This window comes from Massilia sp. 01N410, from assembly GCF_056399665.1.
This window is the reverse complement of the sequence record NZ_JBFTRV010000017.1, coordinates 107,111-125,651: the sequence shown is the minus strand read 5'-3', so window position 1 is coordinate 125,651 and position 18,541 is coordinate 107,111. Positions and strand designations below refer to the sequence as shown.

Annotated in this window: 17 protein-coding genes; 2 read left to right on the top strand and 15 right to left on the bottom strand. The window is 66.1% G+C overall.

Going from position 1 to position 18,541, the window contains the following annotated elements; all coding sequences use genetic code 11:
• Positions 1–2: 2 nt before the first annotated feature.
• From accD to AC1DOP_RS20855, 3 genes are all read right to left on the bottom strand, one after another.
• A complete protein-coding gene (gene accD, locus AC1DOP_RS20865; protein WP_442124750.1) occupies positions 3–875 on the bottom strand; it encodes an acetyl-CoA carboxylase, carboxyltransferase subunit beta in 873 nt (290 codons plus the stop codon).
• An 89-nt stretch (positions 876–964) separates the two neighbouring features.
• On the bottom strand, positions 965–1,360 hold the full coding sequence (locus AC1DOP_RS20860; protein WP_477253093.1) for an ASCH domain-containing protein: 396 nt from the start codon (positions 1,358–1,360) through the stop codon (positions 965–967).
• Complete coding sequence (locus tag AC1DOP_RS20855) at positions 1,357–1,827, bottom strand: winged helix-turn-helix transcriptional regulator (RefSeq protein ID WP_442124748.1); 471 nt, start codon at positions 1,825–1,827, stop codon at positions 1,357–1,359. The genes AC1DOP_RS20860 and AC1DOP_RS20855 overlap by 4 nt, the downstream gene beginning before the upstream one ends.
• Positions 1,828–1,935: 108 nt before the next feature.
• On the opposite strand from AC1DOP_RS20855, the gene AC1DOP_RS20850 reads away from it, so the two are divergent.
• Positions 1,936–3,135 carry an MFS transporter gene (locus AC1DOP_RS20850; protein WP_477253091.1) on the top strand — a complete coding sequence of 400 codons (1,200 nt, stop codon included), beginning with the start codon at positions 1,936–1,938 and terminating at the stop codon, positions 3,133–3,135.
• Positions 3,136–3,193: 58 nt separating this feature from the next.
• Here AC1DOP_RS20850 and trpA read toward each other — a convergent pair whose 3' ends face one another.
• The 12 genes from trpA to AC1DOP_RS20790 form a co-directional block, all read right to left on the bottom strand.
• Positions 3,194–3,994, bottom strand: coding sequence for a tryptophan synthase subunit alpha (gene trpA / locus AC1DOP_RS20845; RefSeq protein WP_477253089.1), 801 nt, complete (start codon positions 3,992–3,994; stop codon positions 3,194–3,196).
• Positions 3,995–4,007: 13 nt separating this feature from the next.
• Entirely contained in the window at positions 4,008–5,267 is a 1,260-nt protein-coding gene (trpB, locus tag AC1DOP_RS20840) for a tryptophan synthase subunit beta (protein ID WP_442124745.1), read from the bottom strand.
• The gene (locus AC1DOP_RS20835; protein WP_477253086.1) at positions 5,251–5,946 is read right to left on the bottom strand and encodes a phosphoribosylanthranilate isomerase; all 696 of its coding nucleotides are present in this window, start codon (positions 5,944–5,946) and stop codon (positions 5,251–5,253) included. The genes trpB and AC1DOP_RS20835 overlap by 17 nt, the downstream gene beginning before the upstream one ends.
• Before the next feature lie 78 nt (positions 5,947–6,024).
• Entirely contained in the window at positions 6,025–6,825 is an 801-nt protein-coding gene (gene truA / locus AC1DOP_RS20830; RefSeq protein ID WP_477253084.1) for a tRNA pseudouridine(38-40) synthase TruA, read from the bottom strand.
• A 10-nt stretch (positions 6,826–6,835) separates the two neighbouring features.
• A complete protein-coding gene (locus AC1DOP_RS20825) occupies positions 6,836–9,820 on the bottom strand; it encodes a motility hub landmark protein FimV (RefSeq protein WP_477253082.1) in 2,985 nt (994 codons plus the stop codon).
• 271 nt (positions 9,821–10,091) lie between these two features.
• Positions 10,092–11,216, bottom strand: coding sequence for an aspartate-semialdehyde dehydrogenase (gene asd, locus AC1DOP_RS20820; RefSeq protein WP_477253080.1), 1,125 nt, complete (start codon positions 11,214–11,216; stop codon positions 10,092–10,094).
• Between the two features lie 69 nt (positions 11,217–11,285).
• Positions 11,286–12,356 (bottom strand): 3-isopropylmalate dehydrogenase, encoded by a 1,071-nt coding sequence (leuB, locus tag AC1DOP_RS20815; protein ID WP_442124943.1) that lies wholly within the window; start codon positions 12,354–12,356, stop codon positions 11,286–11,288.
• A 12-nt stretch (positions 12,357–12,368) separates the two neighbouring features.
• A complete protein-coding gene (leuD, locus tag AC1DOP_RS20810) occupies positions 12,369–13,016 on the bottom strand; it encodes a 3-isopropylmalate dehydratase small subunit (RefSeq protein WP_442124944.1) in 648 nt (215 codons plus the stop codon).
• Between the two features lie 91 nt (positions 13,017–13,107).
• On the bottom strand, positions 13,108–13,230 hold the full coding sequence (locus AC1DOP_RS20805) for a lipoprotein (protein ID WP_442124945.1): 123 nt from the start codon (positions 13,228–13,230) through the stop codon (positions 13,108–13,110).
• Positions 13,231–13,343: 113 nt separating this feature from the next.
• Complete coding sequence (gene leuC, locus AC1DOP_RS20800; protein ID WP_477253077.1) at positions 13,344–14,744, bottom strand: 3-isopropylmalate dehydratase large subunit; 1,401 nt, start codon at positions 14,742–14,744, stop codon at positions 13,344–13,346.
• Between the two features lie 220 nt (positions 14,745–14,964).
• On the bottom strand, positions 14,965–16,821 hold the full coding sequence (locus tag AC1DOP_RS20795) for a chemotaxis protein CheA (RefSeq protein ID WP_477253075.1): 1,857 nt from the start codon (positions 16,819–16,821) through the stop codon (positions 14,965–14,967).
• The gene (locus AC1DOP_RS20790) at positions 16,821–17,687 is read right to left on the bottom strand and encodes a protein phosphatase CheZ (RefSeq protein ID WP_477253073.1); all 867 of its coding nucleotides are present in this window, start codon (positions 17,685–17,687) and stop codon (positions 16,821–16,823) included. Before AC1DOP_RS20790 ends, AC1DOP_RS20795 begins: the two co-directional genes overlap by 1 nt.
• Before the next feature lie 364 nt (positions 17,688–18,051).
• On the opposite strand from AC1DOP_RS20790, the gene AC1DOP_RS20785 reads away from it, so the two are divergent.
• Positions 18,052–18,516: a universal stress protein gene (locus AC1DOP_RS20785; protein ID WP_442123536.1), complete on the top strand. Its 465-nt coding sequence runs from the start codon at positions 18,052–18,054 to the stop codon at positions 18,514–18,516.
• Positions 18,517–18,541 lie beyond the last annotated feature (25 nt).

Sequence of the window (18,541 nt, the reverse complement as noted above, 5' to 3'; positions counted from 1 at the left end):
ATTTAGGCGATGACGTCGGCCGGCTGGCTTTGCAGCAGGGCGAGCAGGTGAGCGATCTCTTCGCGCATCTTGCGGCGGTCGACGATCATGTCGATGGCGCCCTTCTGCACCAGGAACTCGGCGCGCTGGAAGCCTTCCGGCAGCTTTTCGCGCACGGTGTTCTCGATCACGCGCGGGCCGGCAAAGCCGATCAGGGCCTTCGGTTCGGCGATCACGACGTCGCCCATGAAGGCGAAGGAAGCGGAGACGCCGCCCATGGTCGGGTCGGTCAGCACGCTGATGAACGGCAGCTTCTTCTCGGAGAGCTTGGTCAGCATCGCGGTGGTCTTGGCCATCTGCAGCAGCGACAGCAGGCCTTCCTGCATGCGGGCGCCGCCGGTGGCGGTGATGCAGATGAAGGGCACCTTCTGCTCCAGGGCCACCTGGGCGCCGCGGGCGAAACGCTCGCCGACCACGGAACCCATCGAGCCGCCCATGAATTCGAATTCGAAGCAGGCGACGACGACAGGCAGGCTCATGATCGAACCGCCTTGCACGATCATGGCATCGGTTTCGCCGGTGGCGTCCATGGCCTGCTTGAGACGGTCGGGGTACTTCTTGCTGTCCTTGAACTTCAGGGTGTCGACCGGCAGCGCGTCCTGGCCGATCTCATAGCGGCCGCCTTCGTCCAGCAGCGCGTCGAGACGCGCGCGGGCGCGGATGCGCATGTGATGGCTGCACTTCGGGCAGACGTGCAGGTTCGATTCGAGGTCGGTACGGTAGAGCACCGATTCGCACGACGGACACTTGACCCACAGGCCCTCGGGCATGGTCTGCTTTTTGGCGGCATCGGAGCGCTGGATCCGGGGGGGCAGCAGTTTTTCCAACCAACTCATGTGTTCTCCTTTGCGGCAATTCTGGATTTGCGCGTAGTGTACCGATTCAGGTTCGGCTTGTCGAATTCTTGCTGGTAAGACCTTGGCTTCTATGCAAGGTTGACGACTTCGACAAGTTCGAAGTGCAGGGTCACGAATTCGAAATCCGCATGCAGCTCGTATTGCGGCAGGCAGGCGATGTGCACGTCCTGGAATTCGCGCGCGCTGGCGAATCCTTCGCCACGCCATACCTCTTCCGGAATCTCGCCGAAGAGGATGCGCTGCACCTTGGTCGCGCGGATCAGGCAGCGCAGCCGCTGCCTCAGGTCGTAGACCTCGATCAGGTCGCCCGCTGCGTAGCTGCCGTCGCCGTATTCGCCGTAGGGCTTGTAGTAGTCCTCGACGGTGTCGGCGGTGACGGTCTTCCGCCCTGCCATGACGGCGCGAGGCAGGCTGTCGTCGTCTTCGTGGGCGCCCCAGAAGGTCAGGCGTTTGCGCCTGTTCATCGTTCTTGCGGCGCTTCGGCCGGTCTCAGTTTGCGCACCTCGGTCTCGTCGGCCGAAATCGCATGGCCATCGTCCGCCAGGGGCAGCATGGCACGCAGGGGCTTGCCGGTCTTCGTTTCGACCAGTTCGGAGTGCGCTTCCCCTTCGCCGAACAGATAGTGCTCTCCCCACTGGCGCAAGGCCACCACGACCGGAAACAGGCTCCGGCCCTTTGCCGTCAGCACGTATTCCTGGTGCGCGCCGCCGCCGCTGCCGGCCTGCATGGCGAGGATGCCGGCATCGAGCAGGCGGTGCAGGCGGTCGGACAGGATGTTCCGCGCGATGCCGAGGCTGCGCTGGAAGTCGCTGAAGCGCCGCACGCCGTCGAAGGCATCGCGCACGATCAGCAGCGACCAGCGGTCGGCGACGATGCCCGCCGAGCGCGCCACCGGACAGGGCTCGGGATTGGCTGGATTCGGTTGGTTCATCTCGCCGGGAGGGGAAGGTTGATGTCGGTTGCATTTTAAAACCATAAGCCTTAAGCTGCAAACGGTTTCAATTTGAAACCAAAAATGAATCCAACCTGGAGAAACCGCATGGGCGCTTCCCTTCCGCACATCACCCTGCCGCGTGCCACCGTCCTGCTGTTCGCCTGCGCCGCCGGCCTGAGCGTGGCCAACGTCTACTACGCCCAGCCCTTGCTGGACGCGCTGGCGCGCGAGTTCGCCATTCCCGGCGCGGCCGTCGGCAGCATCGTCACCGCCACCCAGGCCGGCTGCGCCCTCGCCCTGCTGCTGGTCGTCCCGCTGGGCGACCTGATCGAGCGCCGCCGCCTGATGCTGGCGCAGGCGCTGATGCTGGCCGCGGCCCTGGTCGCCGTCGGGACGGCGAGGACCAGCGCGATCCTGCTGGCGGCGATGCTGCTGACCGGCCTGTTCGGCACCGCCATGACGCAGGGGCTGATCTCCTATGCCGCCAGCGCCGCGGCCGACGAGGAACGCGGACGGGTCGTCGGCATGGCCCAGGGCGGCGTCTTCATCGGCCTGCTGCTGGCGCGCGTGCTGGCCGGCGGCATCAGCGATCTCGCCGGGTGGCGCAGCGTGTACCTGTGCTCGGCCGCGCTGACCCTTGTGCTGGCGGCCCTGCTGTGGCGCGGCTTGCCGGCACTCGGCGCGGCACGCAGCACGCTGCGCTACCGCAGCCTGATCGCCTCCATGTTCACGCTGCTGCGGCGCGACCGGACACTCCAGGTCCGTGGCATGCTGGCCTTGCTGATGTTCGCCGTCCTCAACATCTTCTGGAGCGCCCTCGTGTTGCCGCTGAGCGCTCCACCGTATGGCTTGTCGCACACCGCCATCGGCGCCTTCGGGCTCGCGGGCGCGGCCGGCGCACTCGCCGCGATCTGGGCCGGCCGGCTGGCGGACCGCGGCCACGAAGGGCCGGTCAGCGCCGCCGCCCTGCTGGTGCTGGCGGTCGCATGGTTGCCGCTGGCCTGGATGGACAGCTCGCTGTGGGCGCTGATCGGCGGCATCGTCCTGCTCGACCTCGGCGGCCAGGCGATCCACGTCACCAACCAGAGCCTGATTTTTCGCGCCTCGCCCGAAGCGCACAGCCGCCTCGTCGGCGCCTACATGCTGTTCTATGCGGTCGGAAGCGGGATCGGCGCCCTGGCCTCGACGGCCAGCTATGCGGGCGCGGGCTGGCGCGGCGTGTGCCTGCTCGGCGCCGGCGTCAGCCTGGCGGCGCTGGCGTTCTGGGTACTGACCCGCAAATTCACGGCCGGCGGGGACGCCTGAGACAGAACGAAAAACCGGGGCGCGTGGCCCCGGTCTGTTTGCTGCAAATAGATCCCGCTTACTTGCCGTCGAGCGCAGCGCGGATGCCGGCGACGAAAGCCCGCACGGCCTCCGGACCTTTTTCCTTCGGCGTGTTCTCCAGCTCCTGGATGATGCGGCTGCCGATCACCACCGCATCCGCCACCGCCGCCACCGACTTCGCCGTCTGCGCATCGCGGATGCCGAAGCCGACGCCGATCGGCAGTTTCACATGCTCGCGGATCGCCGCCACGCGGCGCGCGACGTCTGCCGTGTCGATGCCGCCGGCGCCGGTCACGCCTTTCAGCGAGACGTAGTAGCTGAAACCGCCGCCGTGGCGCGCCACCTGCTTCACGCGCTCGACCGTCGAGGTCGGGGCCAGCAGGAAGATCAGGTCGAGGCCGTTCGCCTTCATCTCGGCGGCGAAGGCTTCGCATTCTTCCGGCGGATAATCGACCACGATGGCGCCGTCGGCGCCCGCGGCTTGCGCGCGGCGGATGAATTCCGAAGGACCCATGCGCTCGATCGGGTTGGCATAGCCCATCAGGACCACCGGCGTGCGCTGGTCGGTCTTGCGGAATTCAAGCACGTAGTCGAAGACGTCGTTCATGCTGACGCCGAAGGTCAGCGCGCGTTCGCAGGCGCGCTGGATCACCGGGCCTTCGGCCATCGGGTCGGAGAACGGGACGCCGAGTTCCAGCACGTCGGCGCCGCCGGCCACCAGGGCGTGCATGATCGGCACGGTGAGGTCGGGACCCGGGTCGCCGGCCGTGACGAAGGTGACGAGGCCGGTCCTGCCCTGCTGTTTCAGGGTGTCGAAAGTCTGTGCGATTCTGGACATGTTCGTCTCCCCATCAACCGAAGTTCAGGCCGGCGCGCTGCGCGACCGTGTGCATGTCCTTGTCGCCGCGGCCGGACAGGTTCACCAGGATGATCTGGTCATTGGCGAGCGTCGGCGCCAGCTTGGCCGCGTACGCGATCGCGTGCGAGGATTCCAGCGCCGGGATGATGCCCTCGATGCGGCAGCAGTCGTGGAAGGCCTGCAGCGCTTCCTCATCGGTGATCGAGACGTACTGGGCGCGCTCGATGTCCTTCAGCCATGCGTGTTCGGGACCGACGCCCGGATAATCCAGGCCGGCCGAGACGGAATGGGTCTCGATGATCTGGCCGTTCTCGTCCTGCAGCAGGTAGGTGCGGTTGCCGTGCAGGACGCCGGGGAAGCCGGCGCTGAGGGAAGCCGCGTGCTTGCCGCTGTCGATGCCCTCGCCCGCCGCCTCGACGCCGACCAGCTTGACGCCGGCTTCGTCGATGTAGGGATAGAAGATGCCCATCGCGTTCGAGCCGCCGCCGATGCAGGCGACCACATAGTCCGGCTGGCGGCCGGTCATCTGCGGCATCTGCACGCGGCATTCCTCGCCGATCACGGACTGGAAGTCGCGCACCATCATCGGATAGGGGTGCGGGCCGGCCACCGTGCCGATGATGTAGAAGGTGTTTTCGATGTTGGTGACCCAGTCGCGCATCGCTTCGTTGAGCGCGTCCTTCAGGGTCTTCGAGCCGCTTTCCACCGGTACGACGGTCGCGCCCAGCAGCTTCATGCGGTAGACGTTCTGGGCCTGGCGCTTGACGTCTTCGCTGCCCATGTAGATCACGCATTCGAGGCCGAAGCGCGCGCAGATGGTGGCGGTGGCGACGCCGTGCTGGCCGGCGCCGGTCTCGGCGATGATGCGCGGCTTGCCCATGCGCTTGGCAAGCAGGGCCTGGCCGATCACGTTGTTGATCTTGTGGGCGCCGGTGTGGTTCAGGTCTTCGCGCTTGAAGAAGATCTGCGCACCGAGCTTGCCAACCGAGCCCTGTTGCGACCAGCGCTTGGCGTGGTAGACGGGCGACGGACGGCCGACGAAGTGCGCCAGCTCGTAGCGGAATTCTTCGAGGAACTCCGGATCCTGGCTGTAGCGCGCATAGGCTTCGTTCAGCTCGGCCAGGGCGTGGCTGAGGGTCTCGGCGACGAAGCTGCCGCCGTAGGGACCGAAGTGGCCGGAGGCGTCCGGCAGTTGATATTCAGGGGTCTTGAACAGGGCCTTGGCGCTGTTCTTTTCAGGTGCTTCCTTCATGGTGTGACTCGCTCGTTTCGGGTGATGCATCGGCAGCCCGCACCGCGTCGACGAACGCGGCTATCTTGCGGGCATCCTTGATCCCCTTGCTTTCCTCGACACCGCTACTGATGTCGACCGCAAAGGGACGTACGCGCATCACCGCGCCAGTCACGTTTTGCACGCTCAAGCCACCACTCAAAACGACCCGAGGCGCGAGCTCTTTTGGGATAAGAGACCAATCGAAGACCTTTCCTGCGCCGCCGTAGGCATCGACCCAGGTATCGAGCAGGAGGCCCGAGAACCAGGCGCTGGCGGCGCGGTATTGAACTTCCGATTCTATCAAATCCAGGGCGCTGGTGTCAGGTTTCACGCGGTAGGCCCGCACGAAGGGACGCTTGACCGCGGCCGCGATCGCCGCGCACTGCTCGGCGGTTTCGTCGCCGTGGAACTGCAGCAGCGCGATCGGGCCGGCATCGACCGCTTCGCGCACCTGCTCCACGCCGGCGTTCACGAACAGGCCGACGCCGCTGACGAAGGGCGGCATGGCGGACGCCAGCGCAGCCAGCTGTTCGGGCGCGATGTAGCGCGGGCTCTTCGGGTAGAAGACAAAGCCGATGGCGTCGGCACCGGCAGCGACCGCGGCGCGCAGGTCCTGTTCGCGGGTGATGCCGCAGATTTTGATGCGGGTACGGGTCATTATTGTAGGGTGGGCTCGCCGAGCCCACGTGTGAGGTTAGCGTGATGCTGGCCTACGCGCGGGCACGGAGTGCCCACCCTACAGCCAAGGCAAGGGTGGAGTCGCCTCTTGAGGCAAGCCCCACTTCGGATCGTAGTCGATTGTAGCAAGATACAAACCGTCCGGCATGAAGGTCGGCGCCGCGGCGTCGCGCGAGCGGGCGGCCAGGACCTCGGCCATCCAGCCCGGCTCGTTGCGGCCGGTGCCCACGTAGATCAGCGAGCCGACGATGTTGCGGACCATGTGATGCAGGAAGGCGGAGGCGCGCACCGTGAACACGATGACGTCGCCGTGGCGCACAATGCTCACCTCGTGCATCTGCTTGACCGGCGAATTCGCCTGGCAGCCGGAGGCGCGGAAGCTGCTGAAGTCGTGGATGCCGATCAGGTGCTGCGCCGCGTCAACCATGCGCTCGACGTCCAGCGGGCGGAACACCCAGCCGGCGCGTCCTGCCAGCAGGGCCGACGGGTTCGGATGGTTGTACAGCACGTAGTGGTAGGTGCGCGAGCGGGCCGAGAAGCGGGCGTGGAAATCCTGGCCTTCCGCGTCGGGCTCGACCACGTGCGCCCAGCGCACCACGATCGAATCCGGCAGGAAGGCGTTGGTGCCGCGCACCCAGGATTGCGTTGCGCGGTCGAGTTCCGTGTCGAAGTGGACGACCTGCTCGATCGCGTGCACGCCGGCGTCGGTGCGGCCGGCGCAGGTGGTGGCGAGCCTGGTGCAGGCAAACTTCTCGAGCGCGATCTCCAGCTGGTCCTGGACCGTGTCGCGCGAAGGCTGTTTCTGATAACCGTTCCAGGCGGTGCCGATGTACTGGACACCCAGGGCAATTCTTGTCACTCAGCCGGCCTCACACAAGCTGGGCGCGCATCGCGTTGGCCTTGGAGACCTGTTCGCCGCTGCCGCCCTTGATGACTTCTTCGAGCAGCTCACGCGCCCCCTCCTTGTCGCCGATTTCCTGGTAGGCGATGGCCAGGTCCAGCTTGGTTTCCATCTCCATGTGCGTGGCCGACATCTCGGCCGGCGCCGCCACCGTCTCGAGCTGCGGCGACGCAGCCTCTCCCGGCAGGTCGAGGTCGAAGCCGCCCAGATCGAAGGCCGGCTCGACCTTCACCGGCTCCAGCATGCCGTGCGGCGCGTACTCGGCGGTTTCGACCGGGGCCGGGGTCGCGGCGGGCAGCTCGGGCAGGCCGAACAGTTCGTCTTCCAGCGACAGCGCGGGCGCCGGATCGGCAACCGGCGCGGCCGATTCCACCGCGGCCGGCTTGACCTCGTCGGCCAGGCCGAAGTCCATCGTGTCGAGGTCGAACAACGGATCCTTCAGCTCGGTGGCCGGGCTGGTCTCTTCCGCCGCGGCGGGCAGCGGCGGCAGGTCGAATTCCTTGGCCAGGTTGGCCATGTCGAAGTCGCTGTTCGCGAATTCGTTGTGCGCGTCGGCGGGCGCCGCGGCTATCTCCGATGCCGCGCCGGCGCCTGGGATGGTGTCGCCCAGGTCGAAGTCGCCGAACGGCAGGTCTTCCGCGGTCTCGAGCGGCTGGACTGCCGGCTGCGGCACCGGGTTCGCGGCCGGGGCGCCGAAGTCCATGTCGAAGGAGAAGTCGAGCGGCTCCTCGGCCGGCGCCGTGGCTGCGGTGGCCTCGACCGGTGCGGCATCCAAACCACCCATGTCGAAGTCGAGCACGTGGCCGTCGTCGTGCGCCTGGACCGGCTTCGGCTCCTCGGCCTGCACCGGCTCGAAGGCCAGGCCGCCGAGGTCGAAGTCCAGGGTGTGCTCGTCCTCGGCCGGGGCCGGCGCGGCGGCCGGGGCGAAGGTATCAAGCTGGGCGGCCGGCTGTGCCGTGCCCATCGCGCCGGCGAAGTGCTGCTCGAAGCTCATCGGCTCATGGGCGGGAGCCGGCGCCGGGGTGGCGGTCAGGTCGGCGGCGCCGAAGACATCGTCGAAGTCCTTCGACAGCGATACGTGGGCGTCCGGGGCCGGCGCCGCGGCGGTGTCGACCTGGGCGGCGCCGGTCGCGTACAGCGGGTTCAGCGGATCGATGGACAGGCCCAGCGCGGCGGCCTGCGCCCACTCCTCGCCCTGGCCGCGGGTCATGCTGTACAGCTCCCCGGCCTGAGTTTCGAAGGCGCGCTGGTCCTTGCGGGCGGCGTAGATCTCGAGCAGCTTCAGGCGCACCGGGTAGCGTTCCGGATGGGTGCGCAGGGCTTCCTTCAGGATCTCTTCGGCCTGGGCGTCGCGGCCATAGGCGATGTAGACGTCGGCTTCGGCCACCGGATCGACCTCGTTGGTATCGAGCTGGCTGGCCGACGGCGCGAAGCTGGAATTGAACACGCTGTTGCTGGTGTCGATGCTCTGGCCGCCCGTCTCGGCGAACAGCGAGTGCGCCGGCTCGGTCGGCACGCCCATGACCGAGGGCTCGGCCACGGTCTTGACCACTTTCTTCTTGCGGCGCTGGGCAGCCAGCAGGCCGCCGAGCAGCAGCACGGCCGCGCCGCCGCCGACCAGCGGCAGGTTGTCCATGATGAAGTCGAGCAGGCCCGGCTCCGGTTTCGGCGCGGGCTTGGCGGCCGGCTTGATGGTCGCCAGCTTCTTCTGCGCCGGCTGGTCGTGCGGCGCTTCGTGGGCCGGAGCCGGAGCCTGAGCAGCCGGCGCCGATGCGGCGGCGTTCTGCTGGGCCTCGGCGCCGCCCTTGCTCTTGACGGTAGCCAGCTTCTCGAGATCGCTGACGTTGCGTTCCAGTTCCTTCACGCGGCGCTGGGCTTCTTCCAGCTCGCGCTGCCTGGCGATGGCGTCCTCGGTGCTCGTGGCAGCCCCCTTGCCGGTGGCAAGCCCCGCGGCCGGCGCCTTCGACAGGCGCAGCTGGTCCTGGGACTCGTTGGCGGCGGTCGGGCGTTCCTCGACCTTGGCGGTGATCTTGCCGCCGGCGCTCTGGCCGGCCTGCGGGGTCTTGACCGGTTCCGCATTGCCGACCTGGCCGGCCAGCTTGTTGCGGTAGGCGTTGAAGTCGGCCGCATGCGCGACCACCACGCCATGGGCCTCGCCGTCGTTCAGCCCCTGCACGCTGTCGACGGACGGCACCGACAGGATGCGGCCCGACTTCAGGCGGTTCATGTTGTTGCCGACGAAGGCGTCCGGATTGGCGCGGTACAGCGCCACCAGCATCATGTCGAGCGAGACGTCGACCGGCTTGAGCTGGGCGGCGATGCGGCCCAGGCTGTCGCCCGGCTTGACGCGGTATTCGGAGGCGCCGCCGGCGGCAACGGCGGCCTGGCGGCTGCGGCGCGGACGTTCCGCTGCCTGCGGCGCCGGTGCCGCCGCGGATGCGGCCGGCGCCACGGCCGGCGTTTCCGCGCGCGGGCGCACGGCCGGCGGCGGTTCGCTCGCGGCCACCTGGGCCGACTGGGTCGCGCGCAGCTCGGCCGGGTCGAGCAGGAAGGTGTACTCGCGCACCAGGCGGCCGTTATTCCAGCTCAGCTCCAGCAGCATGTCGACGAAGGGCTCGTTCAGCGGCTGGCTCGAACTCACGCGGATGAACTGGCGGCCGTTGCGCTGCTCGACCGCGAATCGCAGCGACAGCAGGGCCGGATTGAATTCGATGTTCGCGGCACGGAAGGCATCGGGCGAGGCCAGCTTCGCCACCAGTCCCGACGCCTCGTCGCTGGACACCGCCGTCAACTCGATTTCGGCACGCAGGGGCTGGCCGAGCGCGGACAGCACGGTGAGTTTGCCGAGGCCTGCCGCGTGCGCGGCCGAGCTCAGCACCAACGCACTGGCGACCGCCGCGGTGAGCTTCTTCAGCGCGGACGACTTCATCGAGGGACGGTTAGTGGAATGCATAATTCGACTGAGTGAGTTGAGCGGGCCGCAAAAGTTGCCCGGAGGTCACAGCAACATAGCATCATGCATTATGGCATGCAAGCTCTGCGGGAGGAAACATTCACGGCCCCTGAGATATGTAGACGCTCTATTCACGCAACTGATGTTTTTTGGGTCAAACCATGACATTTCGTTAGCACCTCTTGCAATGGAGACTACAACGAAAAAGGCGGCCGAAGCCGCCTTGTCGTGAGCGGCCGAAACCGCCCTATTCTACCCGCGCCGGCCGGAATTACTTGTCCAGCACGATACGCAGCATGCGGCGCAGCGGTTCGGCCGCGCCCCACAGCAGCTGGTCGCCGACGGTGAAGGCCGAAATGTATTCCGGACCCATCGACATCTTGCGCACGCGGCCGACCGGGATGGCCAGGCTGCCGGTGACGGCGGCCGGGGTCAGGTCGCGCATCGAGGCTTCGCGGGTGTTCGGCACGAACTTCACCCACTGGTTGTCGCCCGCGATGATGTCGTTGATCTCGTCCAGCGGCACGTCCTTCTTCAGCTTGATGGTCAGTGCCTGCGAGTGGCAGCGCATCGCGCCGATGCGGACGCACAGGCCGTCCACCGGAATGACGTTGCCCGATGCCTGGGTGCGGCCGAGGATCTTGTTGGTCTCGGCGCCGCCCTTCCACTCTTCCTTCGATTGGCCATTGCCCAGGTCCTTGTCGATCCAGGGGATCAGGTTGCCGCCCAGCGGCACGCCGAACTGCCTGGTCTCTTCCGCCGACATGCCATGCTGGGTTGCCAGCACGGTGCGGTCGATCTCGAGGATGGCCGAGGCCGGATCGTCGAGCAGGTTTTTCACCGCGCCGTTGATGGTGCCGAACTGGGTCAGCAGTTCGCGCATGTGCTGGGCGCCGCCGCCCGATGCCGCCTGGTAGGTCATGGAGGTCATCCAGTCGACCAGGTCGTTCTTGAACAGGCCGCCCAGGCCCATCAGCATGCAGGACACGGTGCAGTTACCGCCGACGAAATTCTTCACGCCGCGCGTCATCGCATCCTTGATGACGTTCAGGTTGACCGGGTCGAGCACGATGACGGCGTCGTCGTTCATGCGCAGGGTCGAGGCGGCGTCGATCCAGTAGCCGTTCCAGCCGGCTGCGCGCAGCTGCGGGAAGACTTCGGTGGTGTAGTCGCCGCCCTGGCACGAGATGATGATCTCGCACTTCGACAGCTCGGCAATGTCGGTGGCGCTCTTCAGTTTGGTCTCGTTCTTCGCCATGGCCGGCGCTGCGCCGCCCGGGTTCGAGGTAGTGAAGAACACCGGCTCGATGTGGTCGAAATCGCCTTCGTCCTGCATGCGCTTCATGAGGACCGAGCCGACCATGCCGCGCCAACCAACCAGACCAACTAGTTTCATTTCCATTTCCTCTTCATCTGTGTTGTCGTGGACTCGCGGAGCCCACGATGAATATCGATTAACGCCGAATCACCCCAGCGCGTTGACCACCGCATCGCCCATCTGTTCGGTACCGACACGGGTCGTGCCTTCCTCGAAGATGTCGGGCGTGCGCAGGCCCTGGGCCAGCACGGCCTTGACCGCATTCTCGATGCGGTCCGCCTGTTCCGGTTTGCCGAGCGAATAGCGCAGCATCATCGCGCTTGAGAGGATCGTCGCCAGCGGATTCGCGATGCCCTTGCCGGCGATGTCGGGCGCCGAGCCGTGCGAAGGCTCGTACAGGCCCTTGTTGTTCGCATCCAGCGACGCCGAGGGCAGCATGCCGATCGAGCCGGTCAGCATCGCGGCCGCGTCCGACAGGATGTCGCCGAACATATTGCCGGTGACGATGACGTCGAACTTCTTCGGCGCGCGCACCAGCTGCATCGCCGCGTTATCGACGTACATGTGTTCGAGCTCGACGTCCTGGTAGTCCTTGTGCACCTCGGTGACGATGTCGCGCCAGAACTGGAAGGTCTCCAGGACGTTGGCCTTGTCGACGCTGGTCACGCGCGAGCCGCGCTTGCGGGCGGCCTGGAAGGCGACGTGGGCGATGCGGCGGATCTCGCCTTCCGCATAGCGCATGGTGTCGAAGCCTTCGCGCTGGCCCGCGAAGGGACCGTCCGGGCACTCGCGCACGCCGCGCGGCTTGCCGAAGTAGATGTCGCCGGTCAGCTCGCGGATGATCAGGATGTCCAGGCCGGACACGACTTCCGGCTTCAGGGTCGAGGCGCCCGCCAGTTCCGGATACAGGATCGCCGGACGCAGGTTGGCGAACAGGCCGAGTTCCTTGCGCAGGCCGAGGATGGCCTGTTCCGGACGCAGCGCGCGCTCCAGGCTGTCGTACTTGTAGTCGCCGACGGCGCCGAACAGCACCGCGTCGGCGGCCTTGGCGAGCGCCAGGGTGGCGGGCGGCAGCGGATGGCCGTGGGCCGCGTAGCCGGCGCCGCCGACTTCCGCGCTTTCCAGCTCGAAGCGCTCGTCCAGCGCGTTCAGGACCTTGACCGCCTGGGCCGTGATCTCGGGACCGATGCCGTCGCCCGGCAGGATTGCAATCTTCATGTGATTCCTTGCTTAGATCGTGTTGGCGAGCCAGGGCTGGGCGCGCAGATGGCGCTCCTCGAAAGCGCGGATCTCGTCGGCGTGGCGCAGGGTCAGGCCGATGTCGTCCAGGCCGTTCAGCAGGCAGTACTTGCGGAACTCGTCGATCGCGAACTCGAAGGCCAGCTTGCCGTCCGGCGTGCGGATCACCTGCTGCTCGAGGTCGACCACCAGCTTGAAGCCGGGGAAGGCCTTCACCTCATTGAACAGGTGGTCGACCTGCTGTTCGTTCAGCACGATCGGCAGCAGGCCGCTCTTGTAGCAGTTGTTGAAGAAGATGTCGGCGAAGCTCGGTGCAACGATGGCGCGGAAGCCGAACTGCTGCAAGGCCCACGGCGCATGCTCGCGCGAGGAGCCGCAGCCGAAGTTCTTGCGGGCCAGCAGGATGGAGGCACCCTGGTAGCGCGGCTGGTTCAGCACGAAGTCTGGATTCAGCGGACGCGTCGAATTGTCCATGCCCGGCTCGCCATGGTCCAGGTAACGCCACTCGTCGAACAGGTTGGGGCCGAAGCCGGTGCGGCGGATCGACTTGAGGAACTGCTTGGGGATGATGGCGTCGGTGTCGACGTTGGCGCGGTCGAGCGGCGCCACCAGTCCTTCTTGTACGATAAATTTTTCCATGATCGCAGGAGTCAGTGCCGCAGGGGTCAGAGCCCGGTGTTGCCTTTAAGAGGGCTCTGACCCCGAAGTTCGCGGCGTATGCCTATCAAAATTATTTTCCGCCCGCGCCAGTAATCACCTGGCCAACCTTCTGCACGTCCTTGCCGACGCCTGAGATGGTATTGCAGCCAGTGACAACGAATGCGATGAGTGCGAGAGCGAGTACTTTTTTCATGGTATCCCTAGATTGATGGTCATGATCCAGCCAGGATGATCGACCCCGGCGGGTTTGATTACGGTTCGTTTGCGGCGCTTATGGCGCCTGGGGTCAGCAACTGACCCCGATTATCAGGTCTTGCGCACGTCGACGAAGTGGCCGGCAATCCCCGCCGCCGCCGCCATCGCCGGCGACACCAGGTGGGTACGTCCGCCCTGCCCTTGCCGTCCTTCGAAGTTGCGGTTCGAGGTCGAGGCGCAGCGCTCGCCCGGATCGAGGCGGTCGGCGTTCATGGCCAGGCACATCGAGCAGCCCGGCTCACGCCATTCGAAGCCGGCGGCCTTGAAGATCTTGTCGAGGCCTTCGCGCTCGGCCTGTTCCTTCACCAGGCCGGAACCCGGCACCACCATCGCCAGCTTGACGTTGGAGGCGCGCTGGCGGCCGCGCACGACGGCGGCGGCGGCGCGCAGGTCCTCGATGCGCGAGTTGGTGCAGGAACCGATGAACACCTTGTCGATGCGGATGTCTTCGATCGGCGTATTCGGCTTGAGGTCCATGTAGACCAGCGCCTTTTCCATCGCGTCGCGCTTGACCGGATCGCGTTCCTTGTCCGGATCGGGCACGCGGCCGTCGACCGTCGTGACCATCTCGGGCGAGGTGCCCCAGGTGACCTGCGGGCGGATCTCGGCCGCGTTGAGGGTCACGACCATGTCGAACTTCGCGCCCGGGTCGGTGTGCAGGGTGCGCCAGTAGGCGACCGCCTGTTCCCACTGCGGGCCGACGGGCGCGAACGGGCGGCCCTTGACGTAGTCGATGGTGGTGTCGTCGACCGCCACCATGCCGGCGCGCGCGCCCGCTTCGATCGCCATGTTACAGACCGTCATCCGGCCTTCCATCGACAGCGAGCGGATGGTCGAGCCGGCGAACTCGATCGCATAGCCGGTGCCGCCGGCGGTGCCGATCTTGCCGATCACGGCCAGCACGATGTCCTTGGCGGTGACGCCGGCCGGCAGCACGCCGTCGACCTGCACCAGCATGGACTTCGACTTCTTCGCCAGCAGGGTCTGCGTGGCCATCACGTGTTCGACTTCGGAGGTGCCGATGCCGTGCGCCAGGCAGCCGAAGGCGCCGTGGGTCGAGGTGTGCGAGTCGCCGCAGACCACGGTCATGCCGGGCAGCGTGGCGCCCTGCTCCGGGCCGATCACGTGGACGATGCCCTGGCGCTTGTCGTTCATGTTGAAGTAGGTGACGCCGAAGGCCTTCGCATTGCTGTCGAGGGTCTCGACCTGCAGGCGCGAGGTCGGGTCCGCGATGCCGTGGCTGCGGTCGGTGGTCGGCACGTTATGGTCGGCTACGGCAAGGTTGGCGGAGGTGCGCCATAGCGGGCGATCCGCCACGCGCAGGCCTTCGAAGGCTTGCGGGCTGGTCACTTCGTGAACCAGATGACGGTCGATATAGAGCACGGTGGTGCCGTCCGCGTCGGCACGCACGACGTGCGAATCCCAGAGTTTGTCGTAGAGCGTCTTTAACATGATTTCAATCGCTACCTATCCACTTGAACAACCGCCTTATGCGGGCATGGTCTTTGATTATGCCATATTTGTGCAGTGCGTCAGCCCGGGCACCAGCAAGATTATTTCAACCGACTCATCCGCATGCAAATTTTATTTGCAGCAAATAGCATGTTTGCAAATAAAAAAAGCCTGCGCAGAGTATGCGCAGGCTTTTCTTGGCTTTGTTTTCGTGTTGCTTTTATGCAGCCAGGCGCACGCTGGAACGGCAGCCGTCCATCAGGAAGGACAGGCCCACGACCAGCACCAGCGAACCCTCGGCGGAGCGCGCGGTACCGGTGATGCCCTCGACGTGCAGGGCCGTCATCGGCTTGATCACCAGGTCGGCCGTGCCGTCCACCGCTTCCACCGCGATGATGTAGGGCTGGGGCGCGTTGATGACGATGCCGACGCGCTCCGAGCACTCCTCGTAGCCCAGCGAGGCCGCCAGCGAGCGCACCGGCAGGGGACGGCCCTGGTCCTTCAGCACCGGGGCGCCGCCGACCTGCATGAAGGTCTCCGGCAGCTCGACCACGCGCTCGACCACCGCCATCGGCAGGGCCAGCTGGGCGCCCGAGGTCGACACCAGCATGGTCGGCACGATCGACAGTTCGATCGGCAGGCGGATCGAAAATTTCGTGCCGGCGCCGAGCCTGGAATCGATGCGGATCGCGCCGCGGTTCTTCTCGACCGCGGTCTTGACCACGTCCATGCCGACGCCGCGGCCCGACACCGACGACGCCACTTCCTTGGTCGAGAAGCCCGGCAGGAACACCAGCTGGTAGGCCTCGTCGTCCGAAGTCGCCTGGTGCTCGGTGATCAGGCCCTTCTCCATCGCCTTCTTGCGCAGCTTGGACGGATCCATGCCGCGGCCGTCGTCCTGCAGCACAATCATGACGCTGTTGGCTTCCTGCCAGGCTTTCAGCAGGATGTAGGCCTTGGCCGGCTTGCCCGAGGCGACGCGGTCTTCCGGACCTTCGACGCCATGGTCCAGCGCATTGCGCAGCATGTGCACCAGCGGATCGTAGAGGCTGTCCACCACCACGCGGTCGACTTCGGTCTCGGCGCCTTCGATGGTCAGCTCGACTTCCTTGCCCAGGTCCTTGGCCAGCTCGCGTACCAGGCGCGGGAACTTCTGGAACAGGCGGCCCACCGGCTGCATGCGGGTCGCCAGCGTTGCGCGCTGCAGCTCGGCCGAATAGCGCGAGGCGCGCTCCAGGGTCTCGGTCAGGGTCGCCATCAGCGTGGCGGCCTGGCCTTCGAACTTGAACTGCGACAGGCGCTCGAGCAGCACGGCGGCCTGGTTCGCGGCCTGCACCGATTCGCCCGCCACTTCCAGCAGCGCGTCCAGCTTGACCGCGTCGATACGGATGCTTTCGTCGGCCTTGGCGGCGGCGTTTTGCGCCGGCTTGTCGCCGCCACGGCGCTCGATGCCGTCCCAGCCGGACTTGGCCGGGGCGGCTTCGGCCGCGGCTGCCGGAGCCGCCACCGCCACCGCGTTTGCGGCGGCCGGCGCCGATTCCTGGCCCGCAGCCGGGGTGCAGGTGCCCGGCGGCACGACCGCCATGTACATGGCTTCCCAGTCCAGGCCGTCCTCGCCGATCGCGGCGGCGGCTGCCGGCGCGGCGGCCACCACCGGGGCTGCGGCCGGCGCCGGCGCGGCCTTCGGCGCATCCATGCCGGCGATCGCATCCTTCAGCATGCGCTCGAGGTCGGCCGGCATCGAGGCCAGCTTTTCCGGCGGCGTGCCGTTGTTCAGGTCGTTGAGCTGGTCGGCGACGAAGCCCGATGCCTGCAGCGACGCCTCGATGGCCGACGGCGTGACCGGCGCGGCGCCGGTGCGCAGCGCGTCGAACAGGTTCTCGGTCAGGTGGCAGGCAGTCACCAGCGCGGGCAGTCCCATGAAGCCCGCGCCACCCTTGATGGTGTGGAACGAACGGAACACCGCGTTCAGCGTTTCCTTGTTATCCGGATCGCGTTCGAGGAGGAGCAGGTGCTCTTCGACGTTGGTCGACAGATCCAGCGCCTCGACGACGAAATCCTTGAGCATCTCATCCATTAGAATCCCAGATCGGCAAGAAGATCATCGACACTATCCTGGTCCAGCGCGGCGGACGGCACCGACGGACCCTGCATCAGTTCCGCGGGCTTTTCCTGTTCCTGGGCGGCCTGCTTCTGCGCCAGCTTTTCCTTGACGTCGGCCGGCGCGCTGTCGCGCAGCAGCTGCGCCAGCTCGTTCTCGACGGTCTGCGTGATCTTGACCACCTTCTTGATCAGCTGGCCGGTGATGTCCTGGAAGTCCTGCGCCATCATGATCTCGAGCAGGCGCGCCTTCTCGGCCTCGGTGGCTTCCGACACCGCCTGGGCGAAGCCGCGCGAATCGCCGGCCAGCGCCTTGAACTGCTCGATCGACAGCTTGCCCGCGAACAGGTCGGCCCAGCGGCCTTCCATGTCCTTGGCCTGCTTGGACAGCTGGTCCTGGGCCGGCATGCCGTCGTCCAGGGTGTTCAGCACCTTGTTGGCGGCCTGCTCGGTCAGGCTCGCGACATATTCCAGGCGGTCCTGGGCGTCGACGATCTGGGACGAAGCCTCGGTGAGCGCCTTGTCGTAGCCGAGCTCGCGCAGCGAGTCGTGCATGATGCGCACGATGCTGCCGAGACGGGCGTACATCACCTGGCCGTCCGGGTCGTCGGCGCCTTCATGGCCGGTCGCCGCGCTTGCGGCGGCTGCGGCCACGGGGGGCGCGGCGGCCGGCGCGGAGCTCGAGGCGACCTGGTCGAACAGGGCCTCGAGGTCGTCGTCGTCCCCACTGTCGCCGCCGGCGGCCGGTTCGGGCGCCGGAGCCGGTGCGGGAGCGGGCGCGCTGGCTCGTTGCGCTGCCACTTCCTCGAATAATGCGTCGAAATCGTCAGCGGCGTCGGTCATAGTCCCTGCTTCTCCATAATGTGTAAATGTCGCGATGATCTGTACTGTGCTTGCTGCCGTCGATACTGACGGTCTGGGGTATTGCACGAGTGTAGCAGTGTGGTTGCCGTAGGTAAATCTCGGAACAGGGACCGTTGTCGATTGGGATCGTAAACTTAGTTCCGCGACAATTATTTCCACCAGTTTCTGAATATTTTCACAAAGCAAGTGTTGTATTTTTTTATCGCACGTCCTTTTGTGGCATTCGTTGTTTTCGCGCAGGCAAGCGAACATATCGCTGAGCAAGATCAAGCATTTACCATCTGCTAAGGATGAAAACGAGGACTACAATATAGAGGTAACGTGACGTGAGGGAGGACTCACCATGTACCAGAAAATTCTGATCACCACCGACGGTTCCGCGGTGTCCCAGCACACCGCCTGCGCCGGCGTACAGTTCGCGCAACAGATGGGCGCCGAAGTGCTGGCGCTGTTCGTCGCGCCCGAGTACCAGTACCCCGTGTATGTCGAAATCATCCCGCCGTCCTACCCCAGCGAAGAGGAATACATCGCGCAGATGCGGCGCATGGGCGAGGAATACATGGGCAAGATCATGCGCTCGTGCGATACCTGCGGGCTGAAGCACTCCTGCATGACCGCGTTCTCGGACTCGGCCGCGTTGAAGATCGTCGACGTGGCAGAACAACAACACTGCGACCTGATCTTCATGGGTTCGCACGGCCGCAGCGGCTGGGGCCAGTTGCTGCTGGGCAGCGTAACAAACAAGGTTCTGTCCCAGACCAGCAAGCCGGTACTGGTACACCGCCTGATCCGCGAGCCGGGCACCTGAGCCATCTCCCCAGGGAATGGACTTA

What these genes read in the sequence shown, in the direction of transcription:
- accD (WP_442124750.1), bottom strand. Translation starts at nt 875, where the DNA reads ATGAGTTGGTTGGAAAAACTGCTGCCCCCCCGGATCCAGCGCTCCGAT.
- AC1DOP_RS20860 (WP_477253093.1), bottom strand. Translation starts at nt 1,360, where the DNA reads ATGAACAGGCGCAAACGCCTGACCTTCTGGGGCGCCCACGAAGACGAC.
- AC1DOP_RS20855 (WP_442124748.1), bottom strand. Translation starts at nt 1,827, where the DNA reads ATGAACCAACCGAATCCAGCCAATCCCGAGCCCTGTCCGGTGGCGCGC.
- AC1DOP_RS20850 (WP_477253091.1), top strand. Translation starts at nt 1,936, where the DNA reads ATGGGCGCTTCCCTTCCGCACATCACCCTGCCGCGTGCCACCGTCCTG.
- trpA (WP_477253089.1), bottom strand. Translation starts at nt 3,994, where the DNA reads ATGTCCAGAATCGCACAGACTTTCGACACCCTGAAACAGCAGGGCAGG.
- trpB (WP_442124745.1), bottom strand. Translation starts at nt 5,267, where the DNA reads ATGAAGGAAGCACCTGAAAAGAACAGCGCCAAGGCCCTGTTCAAGACC.
- AC1DOP_RS20835 (WP_477253086.1), bottom strand. Translation starts at nt 5,946, where the DNA reads ATGACCCGTACCCGCATCAAAATCTGCGGCATCACCCGCGAACAGGAC.
- AC1DOP_RS20825 (WP_477253082.1), bottom strand. Translation starts at nt 9,820, where the DNA reads ATGCATTCCACTAACCGTCCCTCGATGAAGTCGTCCGCGCTGAAGAAG.
- asd (WP_477253080.1), bottom strand. Translation starts at nt 11,216, where the DNA reads ATGAAACTAGTTGGTCTGGTTGGTTGGCGCGGCATGGTCGGCTCGGTC.
- leuB (WP_442124943.1), bottom strand. Translation starts at nt 12,356, where the DNA reads ATGAAGATTGCAATCCTGCCGGGCGACGGCATCGGTCCCGAGATCACG.
- leuD (WP_442124944.1), bottom strand. Translation starts at nt 13,016, where the DNA reads ATGGAAAAATTTATCGTACAAGAAGGACTGGTGGCGCCGCTCGACCGC.
- AC1DOP_RS20805 (WP_442124945.1), bottom strand. Translation starts at nt 13,230, where the DNA reads ATGAAAAAAGTACTCGCTCTCGCACTCATCGCATTCGTTGTCACTGGC.
- leuC (WP_477253077.1), bottom strand. Translation starts at nt 14,744, where the DNA reads ATGTTAAAGACGCTCTACGACAAACTCTGGGATTCGCACGTCGTGCGT.
- AC1DOP_RS20795 (WP_477253075.1), bottom strand. Translation starts at nt 16,821, where the DNA reads ATGGATGAGATGCTCAAGGATTTCGTCGTCGAGGCGCTGGATCTGTCG.
- AC1DOP_RS20790 (WP_477253073.1), bottom strand. Translation starts at nt 17,687, where the DNA reads ATGACCGACGCCGCTGACGATTTCGACGCATTATTCGAGGAAGTGGCA.
- AC1DOP_RS20785 (WP_442123536.1), top strand. Translation starts at nt 18,052, where the DNA reads ATGTACCAGAAAATTCTGATCACCACCGACGGTTCCGCGGTGTCCCAG.